Origin of the sequence: Streptomyces sp. NPDC058773, assembly GCF_042746015.1 — a bacterium.
In the GTDB taxonomy this organism is placed as follows: domain Bacteria; phylum Actinomycetota; class Actinomycetes; order Streptomycetales; family Streptomycetaceae; genus Streptomyces.
Genome location: NZ_JBHYPE010000071.1, coordinates 1 through 26,591 on the forward strand (window position 1 = coordinate 1; position 26,591 = coordinate 26,591).

The 26,591-nt window shown below is 71.8% G+C and carries 26 protein-coding genes; 11 read left to right on the top strand and 15 right to left on the bottom strand.

Annotation, left to right across the window (positions count from 1 at the left end; all coding sequences use genetic code 11):
• Positions 1-362: 362 nt before the first annotated feature.
• The gene (locus tag ACFW5B_RS33615) at positions 363-1,013 is read right to left on the bottom strand and encodes a DNA-3-methyladenine glycosylase (RefSeq protein WP_386448320.1); all 651 of its coding nucleotides are present in this window, start codon (positions 1,011-1,013) and stop codon (positions 363-365) included.
• A 168-nt stretch (positions 1,014-1,181) separates the two neighbouring features.
• Here ACFW5B_RS33615 and ACFW5B_RS33620 point away from each other — a divergent pair, with 168 nt between their 5' ends.
• The 3 genes from ACFW5B_RS33620 to ACFW5B_RS33630 all read left to right on the top strand — a co-directional run bounded on the left by ACFW5B_RS33620 (position 1,182) and on the right by ACFW5B_RS33630 (position 3,442).
• Positions 1,182-1,964 carry a sporulation protein gene (locus tag ACFW5B_RS33620; RefSeq protein ID WP_386448323.1) on the top strand — a complete coding sequence of 261 codons (783 nt, stop codon included), beginning with the start codon at positions 1,182-1,184 and terminating at the stop codon, positions 1,962-1,964.
• Positions 1,965-2,005: 41 nt separating this feature from the next.
• Complete coding sequence (locus ACFW5B_RS33625) at positions 2,006-2,545, top strand: YbhB/YbcL family Raf kinase inhibitor-like protein (protein WP_386448326.1); 540 nt, start codon at positions 2,006-2,008, stop codon at positions 2,543-2,545.
• Positions 2,546-2,938: 393 nt separating this feature from the next.
• The gene (locus ACFW5B_RS33630) at positions 2,939-3,442 is read left to right on the top strand and encodes an HNH endonuclease (protein WP_386448329.1); all 504 of its coding nucleotides are present in this window, start codon (positions 2,939-2,941) and stop codon (positions 3,440-3,442) included.
• 27 nt (positions 3,443-3,469) lie between these two features.
• Here the strand turns inward: ACFW5B_RS33630 and ACFW5B_RS33635 are convergent, their stop codons facing one another.
• From ACFW5B_RS33635 to ACFW5B_RS33650, 4 genes are all read right to left on the bottom strand, one after another.
• Positions 3,470-4,237: a sulfite exporter TauE/SafE family protein gene (locus ACFW5B_RS33635; RefSeq protein ID WP_386448332.1), complete on the bottom strand. Its 768-nt coding sequence runs from the start codon at positions 4,235-4,237 to the stop codon at positions 3,470-3,472.
• A 63-nt stretch (positions 4,238-4,300) separates the two neighbouring features.
• Complete coding sequence (locus ACFW5B_RS33640; protein WP_386448335.1) at positions 4,301-5,239, bottom strand: SPFH domain-containing protein; 939 nt, start codon at positions 5,237-5,239, stop codon at positions 4,301-4,303.
• Positions 5,240-5,340: 101 nt separating this feature from the next.
• Positions 5,341-5,754 (bottom strand): NfeD family protein, encoded by a 414-nt coding sequence (locus ACFW5B_RS33645; RefSeq protein ID WP_386448395.1) that lies wholly within the window; start codon positions 5,752-5,754, stop codon positions 5,341-5,343.
• A gap of 115 nt (positions 5,755-5,869) precedes the next feature.
• The gene (locus ACFW5B_RS33650; RefSeq protein ID WP_386448338.1) at positions 5,870-6,682 is read right to left on the bottom strand and encodes an ABC transporter ATP-binding protein; all 813 of its coding nucleotides are present in this window, start codon (positions 6,680-6,682) and stop codon (positions 5,870-5,872) included.
• Positions 6,683-6,772: 90 nt separating this feature from the next.
• On the opposite strand from ACFW5B_RS33650, the gene ACFW5B_RS33655 reads away from it, so the two are divergent.
• Positions 6,773-7,588 carry a hypothetical protein gene (locus ACFW5B_RS33655; protein WP_386448341.1) on the top strand — a complete coding sequence of 272 codons (816 nt, stop codon included), beginning with the start codon at positions 6,773-6,775 and terminating at the stop codon, positions 7,586-7,588.
• A 209-nt stretch (positions 7,589-7,797) separates the two neighbouring features.
• On the opposite strand, the gene ACFW5B_RS33660 is transcribed toward ACFW5B_RS33655, so the two are convergent.
• The 3 genes from ACFW5B_RS33660 to ACFW5B_RS33670 form a co-directional block, all read right to left on the bottom strand.
• The gene (locus ACFW5B_RS33660; RefSeq protein ID WP_386448344.1) at positions 7,798-8,040 is read right to left on the bottom strand and encodes a chaplin; all 243 of its coding nucleotides are present in this window, start codon (positions 8,038-8,040) and stop codon (positions 7,798-7,800) included.
• 244 nt (positions 8,041-8,284) lie between these two features.
• The gene (locus ACFW5B_RS33665) at positions 8,285-9,007 is read right to left on the bottom strand and encodes a response regulator (RefSeq protein ID WP_386448347.1); all 723 of its coding nucleotides are present in this window, start codon (positions 9,005-9,007) and stop codon (positions 8,285-8,287) included.
• Positions 9,000-10,145, bottom strand: coding sequence for a GAF domain-containing sensor histidine kinase (locus ACFW5B_RS33670; RefSeq protein ID WP_386448350.1), 1,146 nt, complete (start codon positions 10,143-10,145; stop codon positions 9,000-9,002). The genes ACFW5B_RS33665 and ACFW5B_RS33670 overlap by 8 nt, the downstream gene beginning before the upstream one ends.
• Before the next feature lie 186 nt (positions 10,146-10,331).
• On the opposite strand from ACFW5B_RS33670, the gene ACFW5B_RS33675 reads away from it, so the two are divergent.
• The 3 genes from ACFW5B_RS33675 (at position 10,332) to ACFW5B_RS33685 (ending at position 13,617) form a co-directional block, all read left to right on the top strand.
• Positions 10,332-11,222, top strand: a complete 891-nt coding sequence (locus ACFW5B_RS33675; protein ID WP_386448353.1) for an SDR family NAD(P)-dependent oxidoreductase — start codon at positions 10,332-10,334, stop codon at positions 11,220-11,222.
• A complete protein-coding gene (locus tag ACFW5B_RS33680; protein ID WP_386448356.1) occupies positions 11,219-12,355 on the top strand; it encodes an S-adenosylmethionine:tRNA ribosyltransferase-isomerase in 1,137 nt (378 codons plus the stop codon). The genes ACFW5B_RS33675 and ACFW5B_RS33680 overlap by 4 nt, the downstream gene beginning before the upstream one ends.
• A 488-nt stretch (positions 12,356-12,843) precedes the next feature.
• Positions 12,844-13,617 carry a transglycosylase SLT domain-containing protein gene (locus ACFW5B_RS33685; RefSeq protein ID WP_386448359.1) on the top strand — a complete coding sequence of 258 codons (774 nt, stop codon included), beginning with the start codon at positions 12,844-12,846 and terminating at the stop codon, positions 13,615-13,617.
• A gap of 96 nt (positions 13,618-13,713) precedes the next feature.
• Here ACFW5B_RS33685 and ACFW5B_RS33690 read toward each other — a convergent pair whose 3' ends face one another.
• A complete protein-coding gene (locus ACFW5B_RS33690; protein ID WP_386448362.1) occupies positions 13,714-16,302 on the bottom strand; it encodes an FHA domain-containing protein in 2,589 nt (862 codons plus the stop codon).
• A 549-nt stretch (positions 16,303-16,851) separates the two neighbouring features.
• Here ACFW5B_RS33690 and serB point away from each other — a divergent pair.
• Complete coding sequence (gene serB, locus ACFW5B_RS33695; RefSeq protein ID WP_386448365.1) at positions 16,852-18,099, top strand: phosphoserine phosphatase SerB; 1,248 nt, start codon at positions 16,852-16,854, stop codon at positions 18,097-18,099.
• Between the two features lie 189 nt (positions 18,100-18,288).
• On the opposite strand, the gene ACFW5B_RS33700 is transcribed toward serB, so the two are convergent.
• The 4 genes from ACFW5B_RS33700 to ACFW5B_RS33715 form a co-directional block, all read right to left on the bottom strand.
• On the bottom strand, positions 18,289-18,807 hold the full coding sequence (locus ACFW5B_RS33700) for a SixA phosphatase family protein (protein ID WP_386448367.1): 519 nt from the start codon (positions 18,805-18,807) through the stop codon (positions 18,289-18,291).
• Between the two features lie 84 nt (positions 18,808-18,891).
• Positions 18,892-19,104, bottom strand: coding sequence for a hypothetical protein (locus ACFW5B_RS33705; RefSeq protein ID WP_386448370.1), 213 nt, complete (start codon positions 19,102-19,104; stop codon positions 18,892-18,894).
• Positions 19,105-19,303: 199 nt separating this feature from the next.
• Positions 19,304-19,420, bottom strand: a complete 117-nt coding sequence (locus tag ACFW5B_RS33710; protein WP_386448373.1) for an SGM_5486 family transporter-associated protein — start codon at positions 19,418-19,420, stop codon at positions 19,304-19,306.
• 16 nt (positions 19,421-19,436) lie between these two features.
• Positions 19,437-20,756, bottom strand: a complete 1,320-nt coding sequence (locus tag ACFW5B_RS33715; RefSeq protein WP_386448376.1) for a CynX/NimT family MFS transporter — start codon at positions 20,754-20,756, stop codon at positions 19,437-19,439.
• A gap of 153 nt (positions 20,757-20,909) precedes the next feature.
• Here ACFW5B_RS33715 and ACFW5B_RS33720 point away from each other — a divergent pair, with 153 nt between their 5' ends.
• Positions 20,910-21,593 carry a FadR/GntR family transcriptional regulator gene (locus ACFW5B_RS33720; protein ID WP_386448379.1) on the top strand — a complete coding sequence of 228 codons (684 nt, stop codon included), beginning with the start codon at positions 20,910-20,912 and terminating at the stop codon, positions 21,591-21,593.
• A gap of 94 nt (positions 21,594-21,687) precedes the next feature.
• On the opposite strand, the gene fabI is transcribed toward ACFW5B_RS33720, so the two are convergent.
• Together fabI and fabG are read right to left on the bottom strand one after the other, a co-directional pair.
• Positions 21,688-22,458, bottom strand: a complete 771-nt coding sequence (fabI, locus tag ACFW5B_RS33725) for an enoyl-ACP reductase FabI (protein ID WP_386448383.1) — start codon at positions 22,456-22,458, stop codon at positions 21,688-21,690.
• Between the two features lie 5 nt (positions 22,459-22,463).
• A complete protein-coding gene (gene fabG / locus ACFW5B_RS33730; RefSeq protein ID WP_386448386.1) occupies positions 22,464-23,168 on the bottom strand; it encodes a 3-oxoacyl-[acyl-carrier-protein] reductase in 705 nt (234 codons plus the stop codon).
• Positions 23,169-23,451: 283 nt separating this feature from the next.
• On the opposite strand from fabG, the gene ACFW5B_RS33735 reads away from it, so the two are divergent.
• Both ACFW5B_RS33735 and ACFW5B_RS33740 read left to right on the top strand, forming a co-directional pair.
• The gene (locus ACFW5B_RS33735; RefSeq protein ID WP_386448389.1) at positions 23,452-24,981 is read left to right on the top strand and encodes a TldD/PmbA family protein; all 1,530 of its coding nucleotides are present in this window, start codon (positions 23,452-23,454) and stop codon (positions 24,979-24,981) included.
• On the top strand, positions 24,978-26,420 hold the full coding sequence (locus ACFW5B_RS33740) for a metallopeptidase TldD-related protein (RefSeq protein WP_386448392.1): 1,443 nt from the start codon (positions 24,978-24,980) through the stop codon (positions 26,418-26,420). Before ACFW5B_RS33735 ends, ACFW5B_RS33740 begins: the two co-directional genes overlap by 4 nt.
• Positions 26,421-26,591 lie beyond the last annotated feature (171 nt).

A 26,591-nucleotide genomic window follows, 5' to 3' on the forward strand; every position in this document is an offset into this window, starting at 1 on the left:
CCAACCGTACCAGATCCGTTTCCGTCTCTGGCCCCCTGTTGGAGCGGGGTCGGCCGTTCGGCTTTCGCTTTTCGGCCTTTCCGACTCTATCAGATCCGGTCTCGTTCGATTCCGGTCCTGATTTCCGTCGGGAATCCGCCGGGGAGCGGCGATTTAATCGCCGCCCTTTCGGCGGGTTACTACTTTAGCGGCTTTCCCTGGCGACCCATAATCGGGTCGGCGGGGGTCGAATTTCGGCAACGCGAAAGAGGACCCGTAAGGGAATCGTTGAGAGTAGTTGGTTGTGCCGCCTGGCGGTCTGCGCAGATGGCGCTGCCCGTCTCCAGCGGCTCGGGCTACGTTAGGCGGTTCCCGAGGCAGAGTCAAGAAGCCGTGGTGGTGCGGCGTCGCGGGACGTGGCGGCGGTAGGGACTGACCGTGGGGTCGTCCGCGATCCAGTAGCGCCAGGGGTGGTCCGCGCCGTCTCCGCCGACGCCGGTGCGCGGGCCGTTGCGTACCTCCTCGGGGGCCGGCGGCCGGCCGTGGAGCAGGGAGAGGGGGGCGTCGCCGCCGGTGCACAGGTCGGTGGAGTCGAGGGTGCGGTCGATGTCGAGGGCGGTGGCCAGACGGGCCGGGCCCTTGGCCAGCTCGTTGTTGTTGCGAGCCTTGGGGCGGCGGCCGGCGGCCAGGGGTGTGCCGGTGAGGACCTCGCCGGCGCGGAGCAGGACACCGCTCGCCCGGCCCTCGGGGCCGCAGACCACGTTGAGGCTGAACCACATCCCGTAGATGAAGTAGACGTACGCGTGGCCGGGCGGGCCGAACATGGCGGCGTTCCGCGCGGTGCGGCCGCGGTAGGCGTGGGAGCCGGGGTCGGTCTCGCCGTCGTAGGCCTCGACCTCGGTGAGCCGGAGGGTGATCGGACCGTCGGGAGTGTTGCGGAGAAGGGTGCGGCCCAGGAGGTCGGGGGCCACGTCCACGACGGGGCGGTCGAAGAAGTCGCGGTTGAGCGGCATTCGTTCCGGTACGTCGGTCATGCGGACCGAGCGTAGTGCAGCCGTTCGGGAAGGCGGCTGGCCATGGGGACGCCGAGGTTGGGAAGGTGTGGCGTGGAACCGGCTTGCGCGGTTTCGCGTTCGTAGGAATCAAGCCGAGATCTCGGCGCGCAATACAGAGCACAGGCGTTCCGCCTGGGGAGGACGACCATGGGATTCAAGAAGCTGCTGGCGAGCCTGGGCGCCGGGGGCGCGTCGGTGGAGACGGTGCTCTTCGAGGAGAACGTCGTCCCGGGTGGGGTCGTGCAGGGCGAGGTGCGGATCCAGGGTGGTTCGGTGGCCCAGGAGATCCAGGGGCTGTCGGTCGGGCTCCAGGCGCGGGTCGAGGTCGAGAGCGGCGAGGAGGAGTACAAGCGGAACGTCGAGTTCACCAAGGTGCAGCTGGGCGGGGAGTTCACGGTGCAGCCGGGGGCGGCGCACACCGTGCCGTTCGGGCTGGAGATTCCGTGGGAGACGCCGATCACCACGTTCCTGGGGACGCATCTGCACGGGATGAACGTCGGTGTGACGACGGAGCTGGCGATCGCCCGTGCGGTGGACTCCAGCGACCTGGACCCGGTGAATGTGCACCCGCTGCCGGCGCAGCAGGCGCTCCTGGACGCATTCGGGCGGCTCGGGTTCCGCTTCAAGGCCGCCGACCTGGAGCAGGGTCACATCCGGGGGACGCGGCAGCAGCTGCCGTTCTACCAGGAGATCGAGTTCTACGCGCCGCAGCAGTACCGCGGGCTCAACCAGGTCGAGCTGTCGTTCGTGGCGGACGACCGGGAGATGGACGTCGTCCTGGAGATGGACAAGAAGCCGGGGCTGTTCACCGAGGGCTCGGACACCTTCCGGTCGTTCACGGTCGGGCTGAACGACTTCGAGGGGACCGACTGGGCGGGATACCTCAACCAGTGGCTGGCGGAGGTCGGCGGTAAGCGGAACTGGCTCTAACCTGGCCGGACAGTGTCAGCAAGCGACCAGGAGGTGTTGCAGTGTCCGAGCTGAAGCGGCGGCCGCTCCCGCACGATTTCCATCCGCCGGTGCCGGAGTTCACGGTGCTGAGCGAGGAGGTGGAGCCGGGCGGGACGCTGCGGCCGGAGCAGGTCTTCGCCGAGGGGAACCGTTCGCCGCAGCTGCGGTGGGAGGGTGCGCCCGCGGGGACCAGGAGCTACGCCGTCACCTGCTACGACCCGGACGCACCGACGGGCAGCGGATTCTGGCACTGGACGCTGTTCGATATTCCGGCGTCGGTGACGGAGCTGCCGGCCGGTGCCGGGTCCGGGGAGATGAAGGGGCTGCCCGAGGGCGCCGTTCATGTCCGTAACGACTACGGGACGCGGGACTTCGGGGGCGCGGCGCCGCCGCCCGGGGACGGTCCGCACCGCTATGTGTTCACGGTGTACGCGGTGGACCAGGAGAAGCTCGGCCCGGACGCCGGGGCCTCGCCCGCGGTGGTGGGCTTCAACCTGCGGTTCCACACCCTCGGACGGGCCCAGCTGATCGCCGAGTACGAGGTGCCCGCGGCGGGCTGAGCGTCGTAATTCCGTTGCGCCCCGGCGCTTTCCGCACGCACAGTGGTTTCCGTGCCGCCGCCCTTCATCAGGGCGTCGGGCAGCTGGTACCGCAGTGGCGGGAGCGTCGGGGCGCAGGTGTGTCGTCCCCGGGCTCGCCGGAGCCCGCGTTCGCGCCGGGTGTCCTCGCCGGCTGCCGTTCGCTCCGGGTCCCGCGTAATTCACGGGGGCGGGACCCGGAGCGTACGCCTTTCCGCGCCCTGTGGGGCGCCTCGGAAGCACCTCCTTTTCATCTGCCGATCGTCTGCCATTTCCCTTGTGGCACGCGGAAATTGCGTTGTTCGGGAAATACCTGCCGCTGCAGAGTGGAGCAACTTCGCCACGGGGGCGGAGCGGGTCCGGGAGGTGGACGGGATGCGCGAGACACTGGTGCTGAATGCGAGCTTCGAGCCGCTGTCGACGGTGTCGCTGCGGCGGGCGGTGGTGCTGGTCATGCAGGAAAAGGCCGTCGTCGAGCATGCGCACCCCGGGCTGCGGATCCGTGCCGCTTCGGTGGACGTACCGGTGCCGCAGGTGATCAGACTGAGCAGATACGTCCGGGTGCCGTTCCGACAACGGGCGCCCTGGTCCCGGCGCGGGGTGCTGGTGCGTGACCAGCACCGGTGTGCGTACTGCGGGCGGCGGGCGACGACCGTGGACCATGTCGTGCCGCGGTCGCACGGCGGTGGGGACACCTGGCTGAATACCGTCGCCTCGTGTGCGGAGGACAACCACCGCAAGGCGGACCGTACGCCCGAGCAGGCGGGGATGGCGCTGCTCCGGCGGCCGTTCGAGCCGACACCGGCGGACGCGCTGCTGTCGACGCTGGGGGTGTCGGTGCGGGAGGGGCTGCCGGAGTGGCTGGCGGTGCCGGCCTGAGCGGCGCCGTTGTCCGTTCGACTCGCCTCATTTGAGGAGGAGTTGGACGATGGCCAGCAGGCCGACGAGCACGATGACGGCGCGCAGGGCGGTGGGCGGCAGACGGCGGCCCACCGTCGCGCCGAGCTGGCCGCCGAGGGTGGAGCCGAGGGCGATCAGGCCGACGGCGGCCCAGTCGAAGTGGGCGACGAAGAGGAAGAACAGCGCCGCGACGCCGTTGACGATCGCGGCGAGGACGTTCTTGAGGGCGTTGATGCGCTGTAGGTCCTCGTCGAGCAGCAGGCCCATCAGGGAGAGGTAGAGGACGCCCTGGGCGGCGCCGAAGTAGCCGCCGTAGGCGCTGGCGACCAGGAGTCCGGCCGGCAGGGCGAGGCCGCCGTCGCGGTGGGCGGTGGTGCCGTTGCGCTCGCGGCGGGCGCGGAGCGCGGCGGCCAGCTTGGGCTGGGCGATGACGAGGACGAGCGCGAGCCCGATCAGGGCGGGGACGATCGCGTCGAAGGCCTTCGAGGGCAGTGCGAGCAGCAGGATCGCGCCGGTCAGGCCGCCGGCCAGGGCGGTGAGGCCGAAGCGCAGGATGCGGCCGCGCTGCCCGGCGAGTTCGCGGCGGTAGCCGATGGCGCCGCTGATCGAACCGGGCACCAGACCAAGGGTGTTGGAGACATTGGCGGTGACCGGTGGCACACCGAAGGCGAGCAGCACCGGGAAGGTGATCAGGGTGCCGGACCCGACGACGGTGTTGATCGTGCCGGCGCCGACCCCGGCGGCGAGGACGGCGACGGCTTCCCAGATGGTCACGCTGATTCCCCCGTGCATGATCGGTGCGGTTCTGCCCGATCATGCACCAGGGGCCCGGCGCTGTCAGTCGATCGGGGGAGCTTCGCGGTTCGGGGAGCTGGGCTTGGGGATGGAGCCGCCGCCGGCTGCGGGGTTGAAGTTGCCGATGGCGCCGCCGAGGCCCTTGAGGGCGTCGCCGATCTCGCTCGGCACGATCCAGAGCTTGTTGGCGTCGCCCTCGGCGATCTTCGGGAGCATCTGGAGGTACTGGTAGGAGAGCAGCTTCTGGTCCGGGTCGCCGGCGTGGATGGACTCGAAGACCACCCGGATCGCCTGGGCCTCGCCCTCGGCGCGCAGGGCGGCGGCCTTGGCCTCACCCTCGGCGCGCAGGATCGAGGACTGCTTTTCACCCTCGGCGGTGAGGATCTGGGACTGCCGGACACCTTCGGCCTGGAGGATCGCGGCCCGCTTGTCGCGGTCGGCGCGCATCTGCTTCTCCATCGAGTCCTGGATGGAGGTCGGCGGCTCGATGGCCTTCAGCTCGACGCGGTTGACGCGGATGCCCCACTTGCCGGTGGCCTCGTCGAGGACGCCGCGCAGTGCCGCGTTGATCTCCTCGCGGGAGGTCAGGGTCCGTTCGAGGTCCATGCCGCCGATGATGTTCCGCAGCGTGGTGACGGTGAGCTGCTCGATGGCCTGGATGTAGCTGGCGACTTCGTAGGTCGCGGCGCGCGCGTCGGTCACCTGGTAATAGATGACGGTGTCGATGTTCACGACCAGGTTGTCCTGGGTGATCACCGGCTGCGGCGGGAACGGCACGACCTGCTCGCGGAGGTCGATGCGGTTGCGGATCGAGTCGATGAACGGGACAACGATGTTCAGGCCGGCGTTCAGGGTGCGGGTGTAGCGGCCGAAGCGCTCGACGATGGCGGCGCTGGCCTGTGGGATGACCTGGATCGTTTTGATGAGTGCGATGAACACGAGCACCACCAGGATGATCAGGACGATGATGATCGGTTCCACAGCGGCTCCCGTGCCCTTCGTTGCTGGTCCGCGCCGGCCGGCGACCGGCTTGCCGTTGATCAGTCTTTCAGAGACGTGGCTCGTCGCGCAGCGTGTTCGGGTCAGATGACGACAGCGGTGGCGCCTTCGATCTCGACGACATCGACCTGCTGGCCTGGTTCGTAGACCTGGCTGCCGTCGAGCGCGCGGGCCGACCAGACCTCGCCGGCGAGTTTGATGCGCCCGCCGCCACCGCCGTCGACCCGCTCCAGGACCGTGGCGCTCCGGCCCTTCAGCGCGTCGATTCCGGAGGCGAGTTGGGGACTCTGGCCGCGATGACGGTTGGCGAGGGGGCGTACGACCGCGATCAGCGCGACCGACACGGCGGCGAACACCAGGAATTGCGCGACGGTGCCGCCCCCGGCGCCTGCGGTGACGGCGCCGGCGACGGCACCGACCGCGAGCATCCCGAATTCGGGCATCGCGGTCACGACAAGCGGAATGCCCAGTCCTACGGCGGCGATCAGCCACCACACCCATGGATCCACGGCTTCATGGTAGATCGGTGCGGCGGCCCGGGACAGGGCACGATCGGTCAGCGAGGACGCGCCCGTGCCGGGGCACGGCTCCTGCGGGGCGGTTGAGGGGCGCTCAGGTCAGCGGCAGGCCCTGAGCCGTCCAGCGGTCGTTGCCGTTGCGCTCGACGATCAGCGGGAGGCCGAAGCAGTGGGAGAGGTTGCTGGAGGTCAGTTCCAGGTCGAGCGGGCCGGCGGCCAGGATCTTGCCCTGACGGATCATCAGGACGTGGGTGAAGCCCGGGGCGATCTCCTCGACATGGTGGGTGACCATGATCATGGAGGGGGCGTACGGATCACGGGCGAGGCGGCCGAGGCGGCGCACCAGGTCCTCGCGGCCGCCCAGGTCGAGGCCGGCGGCCGGCTCGTCCAGCAGGAGCAGCTCGGGGTCGGTCATCATCGCGCGGGCGATCAGGGTGCGCTTGCGCTCGCCCTCGGAGAGGGTGCCGAACTTCCGGTCGAGGTAGGCGGTCATGCCGAGACGGTCGAGGAAGGCGCGGGCGCGCTGCTCGTCGACCTCGTCGTAGTTCTCCTGCCAGCTGGCCGTCATGCCGTACGCGGCGGTGAGGACGGTCTGCAGCACGGTCTGGCTGCGCGGCAGCTTGTCGGCGAGGGCGATACCCGCCACGCCGATGCGCGGGCGCAGGTCGAAGACGTCGACCTTGCCGAGCTGCTCGCCGAGGATCGAGGCGCTGCCGGAGCTCGGGAAGAGGTAGCTGGAGGCGAGGTTCAGCAGGGTGGTCTTGCCGGCACCGTTCGGGCCGAGGATCACCCAGCGCTCCCCCTCCTTCACCGACCAGGAGACCTGGTCCACCAGAGCCCGTCCTTCGCGGACCACGGATACGTCCACCAGCTCCAGCACATCGCTCATGAGCGCGTTGTCTCCCATTGCTTCTCGGTCGTCGCGTACACCTGTAGGCGCAGCCCCCCTGCAAACCTACGCCACTCGTTGTCGGTGCTCTTCCCTAGGCTGGGGACCATGCTCGATGAACCTCGTTCAGGACGCCTGGCAGCATGGGGAAATGCCCTTTTGGCCGGACTTGTCTCACCTGATGAAGCCGCGGAGCGGATCGCGGACGACGATGCGGTGCACCGTGTGGAGGGCCTGCCCGGGGAGGCGGCGCCGGTCGGGCTGACGCTCGCGCTGGGGCGGCTGCGGGCACTGGGGGCGGTCGGCCTGCGGGTGGCGCTGCCGGTGCCCGGCCATCCGCTGGGGCTGTGCGGCCCGCCGGAATTCAACGCGCGGGCGCTGGAGGCCGGGGAGGCGGTGCTCGCCTCGGGGGCCGGGCTCGGGCTGGTGCCGGAGACGTACGAGGCCGGGCCGGAGGGCGGCACCGGGCCCGATGTGCATGTGGAGGTGGTCTGGCGCTGTCTGCCGGTGCGGGAGGCGCCGCCGGCCGATGTGCCCTCGCTGGGCGAGGCGGAGCGGGAGCTGGCGGAGGCGCTGCAGGAGGCGACCGCGCTGCTCTCCCGGCTGGACGTGGCCGGCGCCGGGCCGGTGGCACAGGCGGCGCTGTCGGCGTACCGGGCGCGGGCGGAGGCCGGGCGGCAGGTGCTGGCCCCGGGGTATCCGCCCCGTGCGGTGCGGGTGCTGGAGCTGGCGCAGCGCGTCGGTGCGCTGATCGCCATCGCACGGCAGACCGGCGGGGACGGCCGGGAGCACGGCGCGGCGGTGAGTTCGTCGGAGATCGCGGCCCGTACCGAGGCGCTGCGGCCGGTGGAGCGCACCGCCCGGCGGGCGCAGGTGGCGGCGTACAACTCCGCGGTGGAGGAGCGGGAGCGGCACCGGGGGTGAACGGGGACGGGCCCCGCCGGACCATTGTGTGGTCGACGGGGCCCTTGCCGGTCCGGGGTGCACGCCTCTGGGCAGGTGAAGCGGTGCACTCCGGAGCGGACAACCTCGGTTGCCCGAGCTGGTGTTGCCGAGGGGGTTGAGCGCCGGGGCGACCCGCGCGGACGATCGTGCCGCGCGGGCCGGGCGGATCCTGTGGGCAGGGCCCTTGATCAGGGGTTGAGGCAGGGGTTGCCGAAGACGGGGTTGAGCGCACCGACGGCGGTGACGGTGAGGCCGCAGGCGTTCACCGGGACGTGCACCGGGGCCTGGACGTTGTTGCCGGAGACGATGCCCGGGGAGTTCACCGACGCGCCCTGCGCCTGCGGGGTGTGCGCCGAGGCGATGCCGGCGCCCGCCAGGGCCAGACCGCTCGCCGCCACCGTGACGGCCATTGCGCGCTTGATGTTCTTCACTTCTCTGACTCCTCGTTGCCGTTGCCGTGGCCAGCCGCCACGACTGCACTGGACAACGGCCCGGCCCGGGAAGGGATACGCCAAACGGGCTACGGCTACACGACAGTATGAATCTCGGATCTGAAGACGACGTTCCGGTTGCTGTCGTTGTAGAGACCGGTTGCTGTCGTGGTGCGCAAGCGCCGCGGTCGTACGGAAGCGCCGTCGTGGAGCGGTGCGATGGAGCGGCGCTCCCGTACGGCGGTCAGGCCCCGATGCCGTGCCGTACGGCCCACAGGGCGGCCTGGGTGCGGTCGGCGAGGTCGAGCTTCATGAGGATGTTGGAGACATGGGTCTTGACGGTCTTCTCCGACAGCACCAGCGCGCGGGCGATCTCGCGGTTCGAGCGGCCGTCCGCGATCAGGCCGAGGACCTCGCGCTCCCGGTCGGTGAGGGAGGTACCGCGCCCCTGGCCGCCGTTGTTCTCCTCCTGGGCGAGCAGCGCACCGGCCACCTCCGGCTGGAGCAGGACGTGGCCGTGGTGGACGGAGCGGATGGCGGCGGCCAGTGCCTCGGGGTCGATGTCCTTGTAGACGTAGCCGGCCGCGCCCGCGCGCAGGGCCGGGACGACGGTGCGCTGTTCGGTGAAGCTGGTCACGATCAGCACCCGGGCGGCGTTGTCCCGTTCGCGCAGCGTGCGGAGCGCCTCGATGCCGTCCATGCCGGGCATCTTGACGTCCATCAGCACCACGTCCGGGCGCAGTTCCTCAGCGACGGCGATGCCCTCGGCGCCGTCGGAGGCCTCGCCGACCACCTCGATGTCCTCCTGGACCTCCAGGAACGTCCGCAGGCCGCGGCGCACCACCTGGTGGTCGTCGACGAGCACGACGCGGATGGCCCGGCCGCCGGCCGTCGCCGGACGGGCGGGGCGCCCGCTGGTGCCGCCCTGGGGGACTCCTCCCGCACCGACCCTGTCCATGTCAGCCACCGGGCACCTCCATCTCGACAGCGGTGCCCTTGCCGGGCTCCGACTCCACGGTGAGCTTTCCACCGACACCGCCGGCGCGGTCGTGCATCGAGACCAGCCCGAGGTGGCGGCCGGCCCGGCGGACCGCGTGGGGGTCGAAACCGCAGCCGTCGTCGGCGATCCGCAGCAGCGCGCCCTGGCCCCGGCGGTCCAGTGTCACGTCGACGTTCTTGGCGCCGGAGTGCCGCAGGGCGTTGTGCAGCGCCTCCTGGGCGACGCGGAGAAGGGCCTCCTCCTGGGCGGCGGGCAGCGCGCGGACGCGGTGGGCCTCGAAGGTGACCCGGGCGGAGTGGGCGCGGTCCAGGACCTGGGCCTGGGAGCGCAGGGTGGCGATCAGGCCGTCCTCGTCGAGGGCCGCGGGCCGCAGTTCGATGACGGCGGCCCGCAGTTCGTCGGCGGCCTCCGCGGCCAGCGCGGCGACCTGGTGCAGCTCGTCCTTGGCGCGGGCCGGGTCGCGGTCGACCAGAGCGGTGGCGGCCTGGGCGGTGAGGCGGAGCGAGAAGAGCTTCTGGGCGACCGCGTCGTGCAGCTCGTGGGCGAGCCGGGCGCGCTCCCCGGCGATGGTCAGCTCGCGGCTGCGCTCGTAGAGGCGGGCGTTGGTCAGGGCGATGGCGGCGTGCTGGGCGAGTATGCCGAGCAGCCGCTCGTCGTCCTCGGTGAAGCCGCAGCGGCCGTCCTCCTTGGGGCAGCGCTTGTTGGCCAGGAAGAGCGCGCCGAGGATCTCGTCGCCGTCGGCGACCGGGAGGCCGAGGAAGTCGGACATGTCCGGGTGTGCCGCGGGCCAGCCGCCGAAGCGCGGGTCCTCGCGGACGTCGGCGAGCCGCTCGGGGGTGGCGTTGTGCAGCATCGCGGCGAGGATGCCGTGCTGGCGGGGCAGCGGGCCGATGGCCTTCCACTGTTCGGCGCTGACCCCGTCCACCACGAACTGGGCGAAGCCGCCGTGATCGTCGGGCACGCCCAGGGCGGCGTACTCGGCGTCCAGCAGCTCGCGGGCCGAGGCCACGATCGTCTTGAGGACGTCGCGCACCTCCAGATGCCTGCTCATCGCCAGGATCGCGGTGCTCACCGCGGGGATTCCGGCTCCCGGTCCGTTGGTCATGGGCTCACCGTACCGGCGGTGCGACCAGCCCGTATCGGTCCGATGGCGGCTGCCGTCTACGCCCCCGGGACTAGTCCGAATGCCCTGGCCACGGCCGGTCCGGCGGCCGACGTCCGAGGGGCGGCGGCGTTCCTACCGTGAGGGCGAGGGCCGGGCTCCCGGTCCGGGCCGAAAGGGGACGCGATCATGCCGGTGGCGATCATCACTGGGGCATCGAAGGGGCTGGGCCGGGCGTTCGCCGCGGCGCTGGCCGGGCGTGGCTGGGATCTGGTGGTGGACGCCAGGTCGGCGGGACCGCTGGCGGACGCGGCGCGGGAGCTGCGCGCGGCGGGGCAGGGGGCGGGCCGCGGGGCGGCGCCGCGGGTGGTCGCGCTGCCCGGGGACGTGACGGATGCCGGGCACCGGGCGGCGCTGGTGGCCGCGGCCCGTGAGCTGGGCGGGCTCGATCTGCTGGTGAACAACGCGAGCGCACTGGGGGCCGAGCCGCTGGTGCGGCTGGCGGACCATCCGCTGACCGGGCTGCGGACGGCGCTGGAGGTGAATGTGGTGGCGCCGCTGGGACTCGTTCAGGAGGCTTTGCCGCTTTTGCGGACATCCTCCTATTTGTCGTCGTATGAGGAAGTCACTCCCGTCACGGAAGACGCCCTTTTCGAGGCCGGTGACGGAAAGGGGGAGGCATACGATTCGCACCCCGATATCGAGAATGCCCGAAATGCCGGATTGTCCGATTCGCCCCTTTATGCAGGGAAAGGTGGGGGGATTCTCACCATCAGCTCGGACGCGGCCGTCGAGGCCTATCCGACCTGGGGCGGCTACGGGGCGGCAAAGGCGGCGCTGGACCAGCAGTCGGCGGTGCTCGCGGTGGAGGAGCCGGGGCTGCGGGTGTGGTGGGTGGACCCCGGCGACATGCGGACCGATCTGTACGCGGCCGCCGTCCCGGACGACGACCCGTCGGGGCGCCCGCTGCCCGGGACGGTGGTCCCGGCACTCTTGCGGCTGCTGGACGGCGCCCTGCCCAGCGGGCGGTACACGGCGGCGTCCCTCTCGGAGGCGCCCGGCGGGGTGAGCTCCCGGTGATCGCGGACCTGCTGGCGGTACCGGACGAGCTGTCGGCCCGGGTTCCGGCCGAGCAACGGGGGCCCGGACTGGGCCGGGACGCCGTACGGCTGCTGGTGAGCCGGGGCGCGGCCGAGGCCGGCCATCACGCCTTCGGGGAGCTGCCGGATCTGCTGGCGCCCGGGGACGTCCTGGTGGTGAACACCTCACGGACACTGCCGGCGGCGGTGGACGGCAGGGTGGGGGACGGCCGGGGGCGCGGCGAGCCGGTGGTGGTGCACTTCTCGACCCGGGCGGACCGGTGGCATCCGGCGGGCCGGACGGTGGCCGGCCGCTGGGCGGTGGAGCTGCGCAGCCCGGACGGGCGCGGCAGCACCCGGCCGCGGGCGGGCGGCCCGGCGGGCACCGTGGTGCGGCTGCCCGGACGGGCGCGGCTCGTTCCGGAGGCCCCGGTGGACCCCGGGAGCGCACGGCTGTGGTGGGCGCGGGTGACGGGCGCGCGGGTGCCGGAGCTGATGCGGCGGTACGGGCGGCCGATCCGCTACGGCTACACGGACCGGGACCAGCCGCTGGCCGCATACCAGACGGTCTTCGCGGTGGACGCGCCCGGCAGCGGGAGCGCGGAGATGCCGAGCGCGGCCCGGCCCTTCACCGCGGAGCTGGTGGCGCGGCTGGTGAGCGAGGGGGTGCAGTTCGCGCCGGTCTCGCTGCACACGGGGGTCGCGTCGGCGGAGGCGTTCGAGCCGCCGTACCCGGAGCAGTTCGTGGTGCCGCCGGTCACGGCGTGGCTGGTGAACGCCGCGCGGGCCCGGCGTGCGGCGGCGCGGCGGCGTGCCGGGCGGGGCACCCCGGGCGGGCGGATCGTGGCGGTGGGGACCACGGCCGTACGGGCCCTGGAGTCGGCGGCCGGCACGGACGGGCGGGTGCGGCCCGCGGCCGGCTGGACGGATCTGGTGGTGACGCCGGAGCGCGGGGTGCGGGCGGTGGACGGCCTGCTCACCGGGCTGCACGAGCCCACCGCTTCGCACCTTCTGATGCTGGAGGCGGTGGCGACGGCGGACGGGGACGTGCTGGAGCGCGCCTACACGGCGGCGGTGCGGCAGGGCTACCTCTGGCACGAATTCGGCGATCTGCACCTGGTGCTGCCGGACTGAGCGGCGGAACGAGCGGCGGACGGGCGGAGGGACGCAGGGAGCGGTGAGGGCGGCGGAGCGGACCGGTCGGTGGGCCGGTGTGGGCGGTGATCCTGGGGCTCCACCCGGCCCGGAAATGCGAAATGTCCGAATTGAATGGAAAGCCCCTCGGCCGATTCACGGTCGCGTTCTCACGTATACAGACTGTGCATTTGCAATTACATCTGGCGAGACAAACCCCGCCCCACTGTGACGCCGCGCATAGGACGCAGGTCACTTACGAGCCGGGGTAGTGGAGCCGTAAATACGGCGTGAGCTGGGGTGCTTCTATCCGGGACGGAATATTCCGCATTGCGGTTCCACTAACTCGGATCGTACGTCACACCTTTGCCGGGGGAATTTCCGGCCGCTAAGAATGGCTCCCGTCGCTCGGCGCCGTGGTCGGAACTCGGCGTTCGCCCCGCTCAAGGCCCGTGCGGCGTCCCCCCACCGGAAGGTCTGTCCCCGCCATGCCTAAGCACGCCATTTCTGGTCTCCACCGCCTGACCCGGACGCACAAGCTGTCCGTCGCCGGTGTCGCCGCCGCCGGTGCCGCCGCGCTCGTCTTCGCCGCCGTACCGGGTGCCGATGCCGATCAGGGTCAGAGCCAGGCCACCAATGTCGAGAACGTGAAGCCGGTTGCCTTCAGCGCGGTCGGTACCGCCGCCCGGGCCCAGGCCGCCACGATCACCAAGCAGGCCGACAACTCCGCCGCCGAGGGCAAGGCCGAGGCCGCCGCCGCCAAGAAGGCCGCCGCCGAGAAGGCCGCCAAGGTCAAGGCCGCCGCCGCGGCGAAGGCCAAGGCCGAGCGGGCCGCCAAGGCGAAGGCCGCCGCGAGCCGCTCCAAGGTGCGCACCGCGATCCCCGCGGCCGCCCCGAAGCCGGCCGCGAAGCCCGTCGCCAAGCCCGCCAAGAAGGTCTACCCGGACAACCTGGACGGCTGGATCCGCGAGTCGCTGGACATCATGGCCAAGAAGGGCATCCCCGGCTCCTACGAGGGCATCCACCGCAACATCATGCGGGAGTCCAGCGGTAACCCGATGGCCATCAACAACTGGGACATCAACGCCATCAACGGCACCCCGTCCAAGGGCCTGCTCCAGGTGATCCAGCCGACCTTCAACGCGTACCACGTCGAGGGCACCTCCTGGAACCTGTACGACCCGGTCGCCAACATCACCGCCGCCTGCAACTACGCGGCCGACCGCTACGGCTCGATGGACAACGTCAACTCGGCCTACTGAGCCGGCGGTTCACGCAGTCCGCGGACGCACACACCGCCGAGGGGCGGCACCCGGAACCGGGTGCCGCCCCTCGGGCGTTGCGGGGCGGTGGTGGCGCTACTTGCGCATGACCTCCGGCTCGTGGCGGCGCAGCAGCCGCGCCACGGCGAAGGCCAGCCCGATACCCAGCGTGATCAGGATGATCATGTCCATCACGTAGACGCCGGTCTGGTGCTTCCACAGCGGGTCCGGGTTGCCCGGCTCCCACGGCAGCAGGGTGTTCATGTCGGCGGTCGCGCCCATCGCGCCGACGGCCCAGCGCGACGGCATCAGCCAGGCGAACTGTGCGACGCCCGGGGTGTCGAAGAGCTGGAAGAGCACACCGGTGAAGACGACCTGGACGATGGCGAACATGACCAGCAGCGGCATGGTCTTCTCGGCGGTCTTGACCAGCGAGGAGATGATCAGGCCGAACATCATCGAGGTGAAGCCGAGCGCGATGATCGCCAGCGTCATCTCGATCGCCGGGGCGTTCTCGACCAGCAGACCCTCGGCCGGCATGTTCCGGGTCGAGAAACCGATCGCCGCGATGATCACGCCCTGGATGGCCGTGACCACCCCGAGCACGATCACCTTGGACATCAGATACGCCGACCGCGACAGGCCGGTGGCCCGTTCGCGCTCGTAGATGACCCGCTCCTTGATCAGCTCACGGACCGAGTTGGCGGCGCCCGAGAAGCACATGCCGACCGCGAGGATCAGCATGATCGTGCTGGCGTCGCGGTTGGTGCGGTGCTTGACCAGCGGGCCGTAGCCGAGGCCGTAGTCGCTGGGGATCAGCATCGAGACCACGCCGAGCACCGCGGGCAGGATCAGCATCAGTCCCAGGAAGCCGCGGTCGGAGGCGAGCACCGAGACGTAGCGGCGCATGAGCGTCCACAACTGCGAGCCCCAGCTCTGGGACTTCTGTATCCGGGCCGGCGGCGCCTGGACGTTGACCGACTGCGGGGCGACGGAGTCGATGTCCGCCGCGTACATCTGGTAGTGCGGGGAGCCGCGCCAGCGCCCCATCCAGTCGTAGTCGCGGTAGTTCTCGAACGCCGAGAAGACATCCGCCCAGCTGTCGTACTGGAAGAAGTTGAGCGCTTCCTCGGGCGGGCCGAAGTAGGCCACGCCACCGCCGGGCGCCATCACCAACAGCTTGTCGCACAGCCCGAGTTCGGCCACCGAGTGCGTGACGACCAGGACCGTACGGCCGTCGTCCGCGAGACCGCGCAGCAGCTGCATGACATCGCGGTCCATGCCCGGGTCGAGACCGGAGGTCGGCTCGTCCAGGAAGATCAGGGACGGCTTGGTGAGCAGCTCCAGGGCCACCGACACCCGCTTGCGCTGACCGCCGGAGAGTGAGGTGACCCGCTTGTCCTTGTGGACGTCGAGCTTGAGCTCGCGCAGCACCTCGCCGATCCGGGCCTCGCGCTCGGACTCCGCGGTGTCACCGGGGAAGCGGAGCTTGGCGGCGTAGCGCAGTGCCTTCTGGACGGTCAGTTCCTTGTGCAGGATGTCGTCCTGCGGGACCAGGCCGATGCGCTGGCGCAGTTCGGCGAACTGCTTGTAGAGGTTCCGGTTGTCGTAGAGGACATCGCCCTGGTTGGCGGGCCGGTAACCGGTCAGCGCCTTGAGCAGGGTCGACTTGCCGGAGCCCGACGGGCCGATGACGGCGATCAGCGACTTCTCGGGGACGCCGAAGGAGACGTCCCTGAGGATCTGCTTGCCGCCGTCGACGGTGACGGTCAGATGGCGGGCCGAGAAGGAGACCTCGCCGGTGTCGACGAACTCCTCCAGTCGGTCGCCGACCAGCCGGAAGGTGGAGTGGCCGACGCCGATGATGTCGTTCGGGCCGACCGGTGCCTTGCCGGACTTGGGAACCGGCTGGCCGTTGACGTAGGTGCCGTTGTGGCTGCCGAGGTCGTGGATCTCGAAGCGGCCGTCGGGGGTGGCGCGGAACTCGGCGTGGTGGCGGGAGACCTGGAGGTCGGAGACGACCAGCTCGTTCTCCAGCGCACGGCCGATGCGCATCACCCGGCCGGTGTCGAGGCGGTGGAAGGTGGTCGGGCTGCGGTCACCGCGGGCCGGTCCGCCGCCCGCCTGCTGCGCGGGGCGCTCCTGGGACGGCCGGGCCTGCTGCGGAGGCACGGCCTGCTGGGCCTGCTGGGCCTGCTGGGCCTGCTGCGGCGGGACGTAAGGCGCCTGCTGGGCCTGCTGCGGGGCCTGCCAGCCCTGCTGGGCGGGCGGCTGCTGGGCGGGCGGCTGCTGGGCCGGCGGCTGCTGCGCGGGGGGTGCCTGCCAGCCCTGCGCGGCCTGCTGCTGCGGCGCCGCCGGCCGCGCGCTGAACGCGTCGGCGGCCGGGGCCGACAGGCTCACCCGGGGCCCGTCGGTGGCATTGCCCAGATGGACGGTCGAGCCGGGGCCGATCTCCATCTGGTGGATCCGCTGGCCCTGGACGTAGGTGCCGTTGGTGCTGCCCTGGTCTTCGATGATCCAGCTGCGGCCGGCCCATCTCACGGTGGCGTGCCGCCAGGAGACCCTGGCGTCGTCGAGCACCATGTCGCCCTGCGGATCACGGCCCACGTTGTAGGACCGGGACGGGTCGAGCGTCCAGGTCCTACCGTTCAATTCGAGTACGAGTTCAGGCACTCCACGCCCCATTACATAGTCCCCCGAGTGACGCCCTGTATGGGAAGTCCAGGGATGGCGAACATCGTGGGGAACTATTTCAGGCTCGGCCCACCGACCGGAAACCGGGACGGGACCGGGGTGCGCGGGTCTCGCGACGGTGCCGCCAAACACTCCCGTGACGGGGGAAGAACCCATGGATGGGCAGGGATCACCAGATTCCGGGCGATCCGGACGGACCGGGTGGCGCGGGGTCCGGCGGCGCCCGTCGCGTACGCCATGCACGTCCGCCCCGGAGGCCGCATTATGGGATGAAGCGGATGAATGCCCGCCCGGCGGCGGGACCCGCCTCGGTCACGCTCCGCCGACCTGCCGAACACCGCGGCCCGGCACGGGTGTTGGCATACCGCGCGGAACCCCCGGCCAACCGTCCGGGGCGGGCCGGACACGACTCCATAACGATCACGGCGGCGGCCGGGGCCGGGAGCGACGGGGGTGCGGGCGCGCGGCACGGGGCCGCGCCGGTCCGAACCCCGGACACCCGTACGGAAGCCTCCGCCCGGCGGTTACCGTAAGGGGACCATGAGCGCATCGCAGACCCCGCCTGCCACCGCCGTAACGGGCGATGACGTACCGACCCTGCTCGTCAAGATCTTCGGGAAGGACCGGCCGGGCATCACCGCAGGTCTCTTCGACACCCTCGCCGCCTACTCCGTCGATGTCGTGGACATCGAACAGGTGGTGACCCGGGGCCGCATCACGCTGTGCGCACTGGTCACCGCCCCCTCCCCCGCCCAGGGCGCCACCGGCTCCGCCGAGGGTGACCTGCGGGCCACCGTGCACAGCTGGGCCGAGTCGCTGAACCTCCAGGCGGAGATCATCTCCGGCCGGGGCGACAACCGTCCGCGCGGCACCGGACGTTCGCACGTCACCGTGCTCGGGCATCCGCTCACCGCCGAGTCGGCGGCCGCGATCGCCGCCGCCATAACGTCCACCGGCGGCAACATCGACCGTATCTTCCGGCTCGCGAAGTACCCGGTGACCGCCGTCGAGTTCGCGGTCTCCGGTGCCGCGACCGAGGCGCTGCGTACGGTGCTGGCGCCGGAGGCCGCGCAGCTCGGGGTGGATGTCGCCGTGGTGGCGGCCGGGCTGCAGCGCCGGGCGCAGCGGCTGGTCGTCATGGACGTCGACTCGACGCTCATCCAGGACGAGGTCATCGAGCTGTTCGCGGCGCACGCCGGCTGTGAGGCCGAGGTCGCCGCGGTCACCACCGCCGCGATGCGCGGTGAGCTGGACTTCGAGCAGTCGCTGCACGCCCGGGTCGAGCTGCTCGGCGGGCTGGACGCGTCCGTGGTCGAGGCCGTGCGCAAGGAGGTGCGGCTCACCCCCGGGGCCCGCACCCTGGTGCGCACCCTCAAGCGGCTCGGCTACCAAGTGGGCGTCGTCTCGGGCGGCTTCACCCAGGTCACCGATGCGCTCCAGGAGGAGCTGGGGCTGGACTTCGCCTCGGCCAACACCCTGGAGATCGTCGACGGCAAGCTCACCGGCCGGGTCACCGGCGACATCGTGGACCGGGCCGGCAAGGCCCGGCTGCTGCGGCAGTTCGCCCATGAGGCGGGGGTGCCGCTGGACCAGACCGTGGCCATCGGGGACGGCGCCAACGACCTCGACATGCTCAACGCGGCCGGGCTCGGGGTCGCCTTCAACGCCAAGCCGGTGGTGCGGGAGGCGGCGCACACCGCGGTGAACGTGCCGTTCCTGGACACCGTGCTGTATCTGCTGGGCATCACCCGCGAAGAGGTCGAGGCGGCGGACACCCACGCCGAATGATCCGGCCTTGATCCGGCCGGCCGGGGTGGCCCGGCCCCGGGCCGTCGGCCCGGCCATCAAAACGATCGGCATCGCCTGACGGGAGACCCGTCCCGGCGTGGCCGAGGGCCCCGGCAGAATCTCTGCCGGGGCCCTCGTCGTTCCGCGCTCTTCGCCGCCCGCACGCACCGGGCACGCAAAAGCGCGGGATCAGTCGTGCGGTGTCCAGTACGCGACGAGTCGTCCGACGCCGTGCTCGACGGACTTCCAGGAACCGTTGAAGGTCAGCACGGCCACCGAGGAGGTCGGGAAGCCGCTGCGGTTCATCCGCGGCAGCAGATCGCCCTCGGCCTCGCCCGAGAGCGCGTCCGCGAGGGCGTGCACTCCGGGGTTGTGGCCGACCAGCATCAGGTCGTTCACCTCGTCGGAGGTCTCGTTGAGCAGCGCGATGAGCTCGCCGAGCGAGGCTTCGTAGATCCGCTCCTCGTAGACGGTCTTGGGCCGCTGCGGGAGCTCATGGACGGCCAGCTTCCAGGTCTCGCGGGTACGCGTCGACGTCGAGCACAGGGTCAGATCGGGGGTGATCCCGGCTCCGGCCAGCCAGCGGCCGGCGACCGGGGCATCCTTGCGGCCGCGGTCGGCGAGCGGACGCTCATGGTCGCTGCTGTCCGACCATTCGGCCTTGGCGTGTCGGAGGAGGACAATCCGGCGGGGTGTATCGGCGCTCATGCGTCCCAGCTTCGCACGAAAGGCGGCACAGGGCGCGGGGTGTTGAAGCGATCGTTCCGCCGGGCGGGACGCCGGCACGGCCGGTCACCAGACCTTGCCCTGCACCAGCCCGGCCAGGAATTCCAGCAGCCGGGCCAGGCCCTGGGGGTCGCTCGCGGCGCTCGCCTCGGGGGATCCGGCGACGAGCGCCAGCAGGGCCAGGAAGGAGACCACCGCCAGGGCCGGCGCCCACCACGGCAGCCGCGGCCGCAGCCGGGACGCCTTCGCCGCGGGTGGCCGGCGGAACGCGGCGGACATGGGGATCGCCTCCGTGATGCGTCGAGGGGGCCGCGCACCACGGAATGCGGTACGCCCACCGCGCTCCGCGGTGTACTTCGACGCTACGGACCACCGGCGGCCGTTCCCACCCGGGAAACCACCCACTTACCCCTGAGACCCGTCCCCTAGGGGACGGCGGGAGCCCCGGAGGAGCCCACGAAGATCCGGCGGGCGGCCCCTAAGGCGCGATGACGCTGGCGATGATCGCGACCACGACGGTCACGCCGAGCATGGCGCCCAGGACGAGCAGCAGCTTCTTCTGTCCGCCCTGCGGATGCGGTTCGAGCACTGGCATGGGCCCAGTGTCGCACTCACGCCTCGTCCTCGATCCGGCGGTCCCGGCCGGCCAGCACGCCCACCGCGATCTGCGGCACCATGAGCCCGGCCATCAGGGCGATCGGCAGCCCCCAGCCGCCGCTGTGCTGGTAGAGCGTGCCGACCAGCAGCGGCCCGGGGATCGAGATCAGATAGCCGACGCTCTGGACGAAGGCCGAGAGCTTGACGACGCCGGCCGCGCTGGTCGAGCGCATCCCGATCATCGTCAGGGCCAGCGGGAAGGCGCAGTTGGAGATGCCCATCAGCAGTGCCCAGGCCCAGGCGCCCGCGGCCGGCGCCAGCCACAGTCCGGCGTAGCCCGCCAGCCCGCAGAGGCCGAGCAGTACCGCGAGCGGACCCTGATGCCGCATCCGGGACGCCAGCCGCGGCAGGACGAACGAGAGCGGGACGCCCATCGCCATGGTGACGGCGAGCAGCACGCCCGCGGTCCCGGCCGAGACCCCGGCGTCGCGGAAGATCTGCGGCATCCAGCCCATGGTGATGTACGCGGCGGTGGCCTGCAGACCGAAGAAGACGGCCAGCGCCCAGGCGGTCGGCGAGGCGGTGATCCGTACCGGGGCCCGGGCGGGCCGGGCCGCGGCGGGCGTGGCCGGTCCGGCGGTGGCCCGCCGACGGACCACCAGCAGCCAGGGCAGCACCGCGACCGCGGCGAGCGCCGCCCACACCGCCAGGCCGGTCCGCCAACTGCCGCCCAGCGCCTCGGTCATGGGGACGGTGAGCGCCGCGGCGAGCGAGGTGCCCAGGGCCAGCGCCATGGAGTAGAGCCCGGTCATCGTGCCGACCCGGTCCGGGAACCAGCTCTTGATGACGACCGGCATCAAGACGTTGCTGACCGCGATTCCGGCCAGGGCGAGCCCGCTGGCGGCGAGGAAGCCGCCGGTGCCCCCGGCGTACGGGCGCACCGCGACGCCCACGGTGATCGCCACCATGCCGGCGCAGACGACCCCACCGGGCCCCCAGCGCCGGGCCAGCCGGGGGGCGGCGATCCCGAAGGCGGCGAAGCACAGGGCGGGGACGGAGGTCAGCAGCCCGGCGACGGTGCCGCTCATGCCGAGGCCGTCCCGGACCTCCTCCAGGAGGGCACCGAGGCTGGTGATCGCCGGGCGGAGGTTGAGCGCGGCGAGGACGAGACCGGCGACCAGGATGCGCGGCAGCCAGCGGCCCGCCGCTCCGGCCGCCGGGACGGCTTCCGCCGGGGCCGGCTGCGGGTGGTCCGGACCGTCGGCCGGGCTGTCGGTGAGAGTCGTGCGGGGCTCGGCGGCGGGGCCGAGGGTCGCGAGGTCGTCGTCTGCCATAGACCCATCATAGAATCATGGGATGAATCCTTGTCCAACCGATACAGCCGATGCCGATAGCCTCTGCTGTCCCGGGGGGCGCCGGGAGCCGACAGGGTCCGGCGGGCGCCACCCCTTCGCCGTCCGTCCGCACCTTTCCCCCGGAGTGCAGCCATGCCTCTGACCTCGCCCCGCCGGTCCGCTCTGGCGGACCAGGTGATCGCGCAGCTGCGCGCCCAGATCACGTCCGGTGAGTGGCCGATGGGATCCCGTATCCCGACCGAGCCGGAACTCGTCGAGCAGCTCGGGGTGGCCCGTAACACCGTCCGCGAGGCCGTCCGGGCGCTGGCCCACAACGGGCTGCTGGACATCCGCCAGGGTTCGGGTACGTACGTCGTGGCGACCAGCGAACTGGCCGGGGTGATGAACCGCCGGTTCGCGGCGGCCGAGCCCGGTCATGTCGCCGAGCTGCGCAGCGCCCTGGAGGCATCGGCCGCCCGGCTCGCCGCGGAGCGCCGCACCGCACAGGACATGCGGCAGATCGATGCCCTCCTGGAGCGGCGGGAGCGGGCCTGGGAGTCCGGGGCGGCGGAGGCCTTCGTGGAGGCGGACGCGACCCTGCACATGGCGATCGTGTCGGCCTCCCACAACGAGGTGCTGGCCGAGATCTACGCCGACCTCGGGGGCGTGCTGCGGGACTTCCTGCGGGCCGACGTGGGCGAGGAGCTGCGGCCCGAGGCGCACATGGACCATGCCCGGCTGGTGGAGGCGATCCGGGCGGGCGACGCCGACCGGGCCGCCGCGGAGGCCGGTGCGCACCCCTTCGGCTGCCGGCCCGGCCTTCCGGAGCGTGGCTGACCCACGGATCTACGGCCGGCTCCGGGGCCCGGCGGGAAAACGCGTACCGCCCGCCCCGGCGACCGGGACGGGCGGTACGGAGGTGCTGCGGGCGTCAGGCACCCATCATGTGCACACCGCCGTCGACGTGCACGATCTCGCCCGTCGTCCGCGGGAAGAAGTCGGACAGCATGCCGACGACGCCACGGCCGGCCGGCTCCGGGTCGGCCAGGTCCCAGCCGATCGGGGCGCGGTGGTTCCACACGTCCGCCAGCTCCTCGAAGCCGGGGATGGACTTGGCGGCCATCGACTTGATCGGGCCGGCCGAGACCAGGTTGCAGCGAACGCCCTTGGGGCCCAGGTCACGCGCCAGGTAGCGGTTGGTGCTCTCCAGCGCCGCCTTGGCCACGCCCATCCAGTCGTACTTCGGCCAGGCGATCTGCGCGTCGAAGGTGAGGCCGACGACCGCGCCGCCGTGCTCCATGAGCGGCAGGCAGGCCATCGTCAGCGACTTGTAGGAGTACGCCGAGACCTGGACCGCGGTGCCCACGTCCGACCACTCCGCCTTCAGGAAGTTGAAGGCGCCCTGCGGGCCGAAGGCGATGGAGTGCACGATGCCGTCGAGGCGGGCGCCCTCGCCCTGGTGCTCGCGGATCTTGTCGGCCAGACCGTCCAGGTGCTCCTGGTTGGTGACGTCCAGCTCGATGACCGGGGCTTCCTTGGGCAGCCGCTTGGCGATCCGCTCCACCAGGGAGAGGCGGCCGAAGCCGGTGAGGATGACCTCGGCGCCCTCGTTCTGGGCGACCTTGGCCGCCTGGAAGGCGATCGACGACTCGGTCAGGACACCCGTGACCAGGATGCGCTTGCCTGCGAGGATTCCACTCATGCTGATCAGTGACCCATGCCCAATCCGCCGTCGACAGGAATGACGGCTCCGGTGATGTACGCGGCCTCGTCGGAGGCCAGGAAGCGGACCGAGGCGGCGATCTCCTCGGGCTGCGCATACCGCGCGAGCGGCACCTGCTTGACGATGCTCTCCCGCTGCTCGTCGCTGAGCACCCGGGTCATGTCGGTGTCGACGAAGCCGGGCGCGACGACGTTGACGGTGATGTTGCGGCTGCCCAGCTCGCGGGCGAGCGAGCGGGCGAAGCCCACCAGACCGGCCTTGGAGGCGGCGTAGTTCGCCTGCCCCGGGGCGCCCATCAGACCCACCACGGACGAGATCAGCACGACCCGGCCCTTGCGGGCCCGCAGCATCGCGCGGTTGGCGCGCTTGACCACCCGGAACGTGCCGGTGAGGTTGGTCTCCAGGACCGAGGTGAAGTCCTCCTCGGACATCCGCATCAGCAGCTGGTCACGGGTGACGCCGGCGTTGGCCACCAGCACCTCGACCGGACCCTGCTTCTCCTCGATCTCCTTGTACGCCTGCTCGACCTGCTCGTTGTCCGTGATGTCGCACTTCACGGCCAAAAATCCCGCGGGGGGCTCGCCCGAGCGGTAGGTGATGGCGACCTTGTCGCCTGCCTCGGCGAAGGCACGGGCAATGGCGAGGCCGATGCCGCGGTTACCTCCGGTGACCAGAACCGAGCGGCTCAAGAGATCACCCTTTCCGTTTCTGTCCGTCCTGCGTTCGATACGAAACTATCGGTCACGGCGCCCTTCCGGGGAATCGAGCACGGACAGGCGCGTGCGCCGGTCACTGTCGGGTCTCCACAGAACCACGGCGGAATCCCGCACCCCGGTGATCCCCGCCGGCCGTGTCGCGCCGCTCCCCCGCGCACCCGTCACCCCGGGCGACGGGCGGTGCCGCACCCCGTTGCGCTCTGGGCCACGGGCGCGCCACAGGGCATGATGCAGGCGCCGACCACGGGAGGACTCCTTGCCTGCACCCCACGCCGTTGACGAGACATTCCTGGCGCTGCCGCTGCATGCGCTGGCCGATGCCGCACTGGCCCGCGCCCGCGCGCTCGGCGCCGACCACGCGGACTTCCGCCTGGAGCGAATCCGCAGCGCGTCCTGGCGGCTGCGCGACGCCCGGACCTCCGGGACCTCGGACACCACCGACCTGGGGTACGCGGTGCGGGTGGTGCACGGCGGGGCCTGGGGGTTCGCGTCCGGGGTGGACCTGACGATGGACGCGGCGGCACGGGTGGCCGCGCAGGCGGTGGCGATGGCGAAGCTGTCCGCGAAGGTGATCAAGGCGGCCGGCTCCGACGAGCGGATCGAGCTGGCACCGGAGCCCGCGTACCCGGACCGCACCTGGGTCTCCTCGTACGAGATCAACCCCTTCGACGTGCCGGACGCCGACAAGACCGGGCTGCTGGCGGAGTGGAGCGCGCGGCTGCTGGCCGCCGAGGGCGTGGCCCACGCGGACGCCTCGCTGCTGACCGTCCAGGAGAACAAGTTCTACGCGGACACCGCGGGCACCGGCACCACCCAGCAGCGGGTACGGCTGCACCCGCAGCTCACCGCGGTCGCGGTGGACCCGGCGAGCGGCGACTTCGACTCGATGCGCACCCTGGCCCCGCCGGTCGGGCGCGGCTGGGAGTATCTGACCGGCGGCCACTACGACTGGGACGACGAGCTGGCCCGTATCCCGGAGCACCTCGCGGAGAAGATGCGCGCACCGACCGTCGAAGCCGGTGCGTACGACCTGGTGGTGGATCCCTCCAACCTCTGGCTGACGATCCACGAGTCGATCGGGCACGCCACCGAGCTGGACCGGGCGCTGGGCTACGAGGCGGCGTACGCGGGGACCTCGTTCGCCACCTTCGACCAGCTCGGGAAGCTGGCGTACGGCTCCGCGATCATGAATGTGACCGGCGACCGGACCGCCGAGCACGGGCTCGCGACGATCGGCTACGACGACGAGGGGGTGGCCGCCCAGTCCTGGGACCTGATCAAGGACGGGACCCTGGTCGGCTACCAACTCGACCGCAGGATCGCCGATTTGACGGGCTTTTCGCGCTCCAACGGATGCGCGTACGCGGACTCGCCGGGCCATGTGCCGGTCCAGCGGATGGCGAACGTCTCGCTCCAGCCGGCCGCGGACGGGCCGTCCACGGAGGAGCTGATCTCCGGGGTGGAGCGCGGCATCTATGTCGTCGGCGACCGCTCGTGGTCCATCGACATGCAGCGCTACAACTTCCAGTTCACCCAGCAGCGGGCCTATGCGATCCGGAACGGCCGTCTGGGCGGGCAGCTGCGGGACGTCGCCTATCAGGCGACCACCACCGACTTCTGGGGCTCGATGACCGCGGTCGGCGGCCCGGAGACCTATGTGCTGGGCGGCGCCTTCAACTGCGGCAAGGCCCAGCCGGGCCAGGTCGCCGCGGTCTCGCACGGCTGCCCGTCCGCCCTCTTCGAAGGCGTGAACATTCTGAACACGACGCAGGAGGCCGGTCGATGAGCGCGCGCAGGCCGCGTACGAACAGCCCGCACGAGATCGTCGAGCGGGCGCTGGAGCTGTCCCGGGCCGACGGCTGTGTGGTCATCGCCGACGAGCACTCCAGCGCCAATCTGCGCTGGGCGGGCAATGCCCTCACCACCAACGGCGTCACCCGCGGGCGCACCCTGACGGTGGTGGCGACCGTGGACGGCGGACAGGGCACCGCGTCCGGGGTCGTCTCGCGCTCCGCGGTGACCGCGGACGACCTGGAGCCGCTGGTCCGGGCCGCCGAGACGGCCGCCCGGGAGGCCGGGCCCGCCGAGGACGCCCAGCCGCTGGTTGCCGGCGGGCAGGTGTCGGCCGACTTCACGGCGGCGCCCGCCGAGACCTCCTCGGAGGTGTTCGCGGCGTTCGCGCCGGCGCTCGGCGAGTCCTTCCGGCAGGCCCGCTCCGGCGGCCGGGAGCTGTACGGCTTCGCCCACCACGAGGTCGTCTCGTCCTATCTGGCCACCTCGACCGGGCTGCGGCTGCGGCACGACCAGCCCAGCGGAACGCTGGAGCTGAACGCAAAGGCGGCCGCCGGCGGGCCCGTACCCCGCTCCGCCTGGACCGGCCGGGCGACCCGCGACTTCACCGACGTCGACCCGCGGGAGCTGGACACCGAGCTGAGCCGGCGGCTGGGCTGGGCGGCGCGGCGGGTCGAGCTGCCCGCCGGGCGGTACGAGACGCTGCTGCCGCCGACCGCCGTCGCCGACCTGCTGATCTACCAGATGTGGTCGTCGGGGGCCCGGGACGCCGCCGAGGGCCGTACGGTCTTCTCCCGGCCGTCCGGCGGCGACGGCGGGCCGGGGGCGGGCACCCGCCTGGGAGAGCGGCTCAGCGAACTGCCGCTGACGCTGCGCAGCGATCCGCGGGCGCCGGGCCTGGAGTGCGCACCGTTCGTCCTGGCGCACTCCTCCGGCGACGATGCCTCGGTCTTCGACAACGGGCTGCCGCTGACCGCCACCGACTGGATCCGCGACGGGGTCCTCCACCGGCTGCCGACCACCCGGCACAGCGCCGGGCTGACCGGTCTGCCGGTGGCGCCGGGCATCGACAACCTCCTTCTGGAGGGCGGTGGTTCGCGCTCGCTGGACGAGATGGTGGCGGCCGCCGGCCATGACGGTCCCGCGCTGCTGCTGACCTGCCTGTGGTACATCCGCGAGGTGGACCCGGCGACGCTGCTGCTGACCGGTCTGACCCGGGACGGGGTCTATCTGGTGGAGAACGGCGAGGTGGCCGGCGAGGTCAACAACTTCCGCTTCAACGAGTCGCCGGTGGACCTGCTGTCCCGGGCGGTGGAGGCGGGCCGGACGGAGCGGACCCTGCCGCGCGAGTGGGGTGACTACTTCACCCGCGCCGCGATGCCGGCGCTGCGCGTGCCCGACTTCAACATGAGTTCGGTGAGCCGCGGGGTGTGAGGCCCCTCGCCGTGGGCCGGCCGGCACGCCGGGGCGGGGCCGGCGGGGGGGCCCCGCGGGGGGGTGGTGGGCCCCCCCCCCCCCCGCCCCCTGGCCTTTCATGCGCTGGCCCCGACGCTCTCGCGGATGCGCTCCGCGCCGCGCAGCCGGGCCGGGGCGGCGCGGCGGTTC